Annotated in this window: 4 protein-coding genes; all 4 read right to left on the minus strand. The window is 75.5% G+C overall.

Annotation, left to right across the window (positions count from 1 at the left end):
- Positions 1-4 precede the first annotated feature (4 nt).
- Positions 5-853, minus strand: coding sequence for an SAM-dependent methyltransferase (locus NBZ85_RS27885; RefSeq protein WP_261556713.1), 849 nt, complete (start codon positions 851-853; stop codon positions 5-7).
- Between the two features lie 85 nt (positions 854-938).
- Positions 939-1,859 (minus strand): neutral zinc metallopeptidase, encoded by a 921-nt coding sequence (locus tag NBZ85_RS27890; protein ID WP_261556714.1) that lies wholly within the window; start codon positions 1,857-1,859, stop codon positions 939-941.
- A gap of 75 nt (positions 1,860-1,934) precedes the next feature.
- The gene (locus tag NBZ85_RS27895) at positions 1,935-2,201 is read right to left on the minus strand and encodes a hypothetical protein (RefSeq protein ID WP_261562966.1); all 267 of its coding nucleotides are present in this window, start codon (positions 2,199-2,201) and stop codon (positions 1,935-1,937) included.
- A 165-nt stretch (positions 2,202-2,366) separates the two neighbouring features.
- Entirely contained in the window at positions 2,367-4,448 is a 2,082-nt protein-coding gene (locus NBZ85_RS27900) for a DUF7846 domain-containing protein (protein ID WP_261556716.1), read from the minus strand.
- Positions 4,449-4,615 lie beyond the last annotated feature (167 nt).

Genomic DNA, 4,615 nt, shown 5'->3' on the forward strand with positions numbered 1-4,615 from the left:
GCGGTCAGCGGCGGGAGGCGATGAGGAATCCGTCGGCGAACGGGCCGGGCGCGTCGCGGCCGGCCGCGGTGGCGAGGTCGGCGCGCAGCCGGGCGTGCAGCACCCGCCAGCCGTGGCGGGACAGCCAGCCGACGGCGGGCTCGTCGAGGCCGCCCTTGAGCAGCCTCGCGAACTCGGCCAGCTCCGGCGTGGCGCGCAGCTCGTCGATCAGCCACGTGTCGGCGGCCTGGTACTCGAAGCCCAGCAGGCTGCCCGGGGCGGACAGCTCCCCGATGGTCGTGAGCAGGCGGGCGGCCTGGCCGGCGTCGAGGTAGGGCAGCAGGCCCTCGACGAGCCAGACGGTGCGCTCCCGGGTGCGCAGGCCGGCGCGGGTCAGCGCGGCCGCCCAGTCGCCGGCGAGGTCGGCGGGGACGGTGATGCGCTCGGTCTGCGCGGTGGCGTGGCGGGCATCGAGGACCGTCTGCTTGAACGTCACCATCTCCGGCAGGTCGACCTCGAACAGCCGGGTGCTGGCCGGCAGTGACAGCCGGTAGGCGCGGGTGTCCAGGCCGGCGGCGAGCAGGACGAGCTGGCGGTGGCCCTCCCCCGCGGCGCGGAGGAGGTAGTCGTCGAAGAAGCGGGTGCGGTGCACGCCGTGGGAGTCCACCACGTCGAGGAAGTGGAGGAACACGGCGGCGGGGCCGGTGACGGCGCCGGCACCCCCGGCCGCCTCGACGAACGCCTCGGCGTAGGGATCGTCGAAGAGCCGGTCGTGGCGTGCGCTCTCCCGGGCCCGGACCCACGCCATGCCGACGGCGGTCAGGCCCACCCCGGCGGGAATCTCGATCTGATCGGACGCAGCCCTGAAGGTCATGACTCACCGTAAAGCGCTGGACGCAGCCTGGCCGAACTGATGGTTACCGAGCGTCACAGGCGGCGGGTGGGACGGGGACCGGTGGTCAGAACGACACATCTCCCGTCTCGGACTTGCCGATCCGGTGGCAGGTGGCACTGTCGCGCAGGTAGCCGAAGGCGAAGGCCTGGGCGCGCTGGCGGGGCGAGCCGTGGGCGTCGGGGGCGCTGGCGGGCTCCTGGGTGAACCAGCCGCCGCTGGTGTCGCCGAGGCTGTAGAACAGCAGAGCGCCCTGCAGGGCGTCGGTGACGGCGATGCGCCCGGCGTCGTGCGCGGCGGAGGCCTGCCGCCCGGCGAAGCAGTCGGCCTGGTTCTCCTCCGCGCGGGTGACGACCCCCATGTTCCCGCCGATGCGGTCGCCGCGGTGGGACAGCTCGTGCATGAGGACGAACAGCGGGTAGGTGGGGCCGCCGATCTGGGTCAGCTCGTCGAGGAAGTCGACGCTGTAGGCGACGGTGTCGTCGAGGGTGCAGTACAGGGCGTTGTCGGCGAACTGGCGGGGGTCGTTGACCTGACGGCCGCACTCGTCGTCGGGTACCTCGCCGTCGTGGTAGGGGACGAAGCGCGGCGTGGTCCAGGCGTCCCCGAGCTCGCCGTGCCAGAACGTGTTCAGCGCGCCGGGGCAGCCGACCGGCTCGTTGACGAGCCGTTCGACATCCTGCACGTCGGTGATCTTGCCGCCGCAGGATGAGGGTGACGCCGTCGCCGCGGCGGTCAGCACCCCGCCTGCGCCGGCCGGCGAGCCGCTGTCGGCTCCCGCCGCCGAGTCGCCGGCGAGACCCGCCGAGTCGCCGGCGAGACCCGCCGACGAGTCGCCGGCGGCGCTCACGGACACCCCGCCGGTGGCGGTGTTCGTGCCGACGCCGCCGGCAGCGTTGAGGGGACCACCGGTCGCGGAGGCGTTGCAGCCGGCCAGGAAGCCGACAGACATGACGATCGCGGCCAAGGCCGCCCAGATGACCCGCACGACGGCAACCGTAGAGGCGATCTTCCCCTTCGAGGATTCGTCACCGTCTCCGCGACCGCGATCGAGGGAGGACCGTCATTGCCCGTTATTGCCCCCGCGGCGCTCGGCGGACCTGGGGCCGCCCGGACGCCTGCCGCCCGCGCTCCGCCGTCGCGGCGGCTGTTCCGCCTCGGCGACCCTTATAACCGCAGGTAGAGCGACCGCGAAGGGGCTCATGACCGCCGGCGGGAGCCCGGCGACGACGGCAGCGCCGGCGAGCTCGTGGGAACCCAGGGTGATGACAGTGACCGCGGCGAGGGTCGCGAGGCCGAGCAGGGCGGTCGCGGCGGTGAGCACTATCACCAGTCGATGGGCCGGTAAGGGGGGTGGTGGCACCGGCCCGATCGGGGGACGTCGGGCCATGGGCGACCTCCATCACATGCGCGAGCATCGTCAATTGCATCTGCACGTGCATTATGCCGCGCCGAAGGCAGATGCATCCGGCAAACGCGTTACGTGCGGGCCGGATCAGTCCAGGCCGACGGCGACGGCCAGGGTGGGACGGACCGGCGCGGGCAGCCATCCCGCCGCGGCGCGGCCGGGCACCGTGCGCCAGCCCAGCCCGGGGGTGAGCAGGGTCAGTGTGCCGGTGGCGGGCCGGCGCGCCAGCGGGATGCGTTCCTCCCAGCGGGCGGGGCCCGCGGCGGTCGGCTGGACGAGCCCGACGACGAGCTCCCCCGGCAGCGTCACCGCGCCGGCGCCGATCTCGCCGACGCCGGCCGGCTCCCCGGCGGTGACCACGATCGTCGCCTCGATGTGATGCCCGGTGGGGGGCGTCGCCGGGAAGGTCCGGGTGACCGTGCCGAGCCGTACGTAGGCGGACGCGCCCGCCGCGGCGCCGGCGGGCAGGCGGGCGGTCAGGTGCACCGCGATCCGCTCGCCGCTGACCTGGCGCAGAGCGGTGAAGGATCCGTAGAAGCTGGCGGACGCCGCCGGGTCGACGATCTCGTCCGGGCGCAGCCGGTACAGCGCCCGCCCCGGCACCCGATCGGGCAGGGTCGCCGTCGCGGGACCGAGGTCGGCCGCGTACAGCACGTCCCCGCGCAGGTCCGGCCGGTTGCGCAGCGTCTGGTACGGCACCTGGGTGTACCGGCTGGGCACCTGTGGTGTCACGACGACCACCGCCGGGGCGGGGTAGGTGTCGGGGAGCAGGGCGGCGAGGAAGGCGTTGCGGTCGTTGACCCAGCGCTGCCCGTCGACCTTGCCGGGCAGCGCCGACGCGGTGAGCAGGACCATCGTCACCGTGACCGCGCCGGCCGCGGCGGGTCGCAGCACGGCGGCCCGTGGCAGGGCGGCGGCGGCCGACCACAGCCGGCGGGCACCGTCCGCGGCGAGGATCAGGACCGGCGTCACCGCGGCCAGGTGGTAGTGCGGACCGAGGCCGTCGCGCAGCCCCGGCATCGCGAACGCCGAACCCCACCAGAACAGGTATCCGCCGCCGACCGCGGCCACCGTCGCCACGAGCAGCAGCCGCTGCGCCCGCCGCCGCGCGCCCACCGCGCCGACGGCGGCGAGCGCGACCACCACCACGCCGCCGAACAGCCAGCCCGGCGCGGCGGTGCAGGTCTGCTGCAGGGCACGCAGCGCAAGGTGGCGGGTGAAGGCGAACGTCGGCTCGGAGGGCAGGATCCGCCGGGGGCCGAAGCCGAAACGGTCCAGCGGATCGGACGCGGACAGCGGCATCCGCAGCGCGGAGCCCGTGACCAACCGGCAGAAGACCAGCAGCATCGCGGCGAACGGCGCCAGGCCGAGGGCCGCCCAGCCGACCCGCGCGGGTATCGCCCGCGGCTCGCGGCGTAACCGCACGAGCGCGAACACGACCACCCCGGCCAGCACCAGCACCGCGTCGAAGGGGCGCAGCAGCAGCGCGAAGCCCACGCCGGCCCCGCCGCCGAGCAGCGAGCGCCGCGCGCCGGTGCGGGCCCCGCGCAGCAGCGCCGCGCTGGCCAGGGTGAGCGTGGCCGCGCCGCAGGCGTAGGCCAGCGGCAGCGCCGTGTGCACGACGACGAGCGGCGACAGGGCCAGCAGGGCCGCGGCCAGCACGGCGCTGGCCGCGTCGTCGAGCAGCTCGCGGGCCAGCCGGTACGTCCCGGCGACCCAGCCGGCGGCGACGAGGGCCGGCGCGACCGTCATGGTGCCGAACACCGCCTGCGAGGCGGCGAGCAGCGCCGGCCAGCCGGGCAGGTACTTGGTGAACAGCCGGCCGTCGTGCTCGCCCGTCAGCCAGGGCCGGAAGAACGGCTCCATCGTCGCCGCGCCCAGGGTCAGGTGCCCGTCGAGCAGCATCCGGGCCTGCAGGACGTAGGCGGCCTCGTCGGCGTCGCCGGAGCCGTTGCGGTACAGCGTCGCCTGCAGGACGAGGCTCGCCGTGAACGAACAGGCGCAGATCACGGCGACGGCGAGCGCGGGCCGCGACCAGGCCGCCCGACCCGGCCCGCGGAGCCGCTCACCGTGCCGCCCGCCGTGCCGCCCGCCAAGGCCCGACCGCCGCCGCAGGCGCACCCGCCGGCCCGCGGCGGGCCGCTCCGCTGGGCTGGGCTGCCTCGGCACGGGGAGCTTCACCGGACCGGCGTTCTGTGTCGGCGGGGACGGGACGTCCGCCGGCGGCCCGACCGCCGCTCTGCGCGCCCGCGCCCACGGTGGTGAGCCCGCGCCCATCTCCCCCGCCCCATCCCGGCCCGGAACCGACTATCCGTCCCGGAACCGCCCATCCGTCC

This window comes from Frankia tisae (genome assembly GCF_025403405.1).
GTDB classification, from domain to species: domain Bacteria; phylum Actinomycetota; class Actinomycetes; order Frankiales; family Frankiaceae; genus Frankia; species Frankia tisai.

Coding starts and splice junctions, on each gene's coding strand:
- NBZ85_RS27885 (WP_261556713.1), bottom strand. CDS start 853: ATGACCTTCAGGGCTGCGTCCGATCAGATCGAGATTCCCGCCGGGGTG.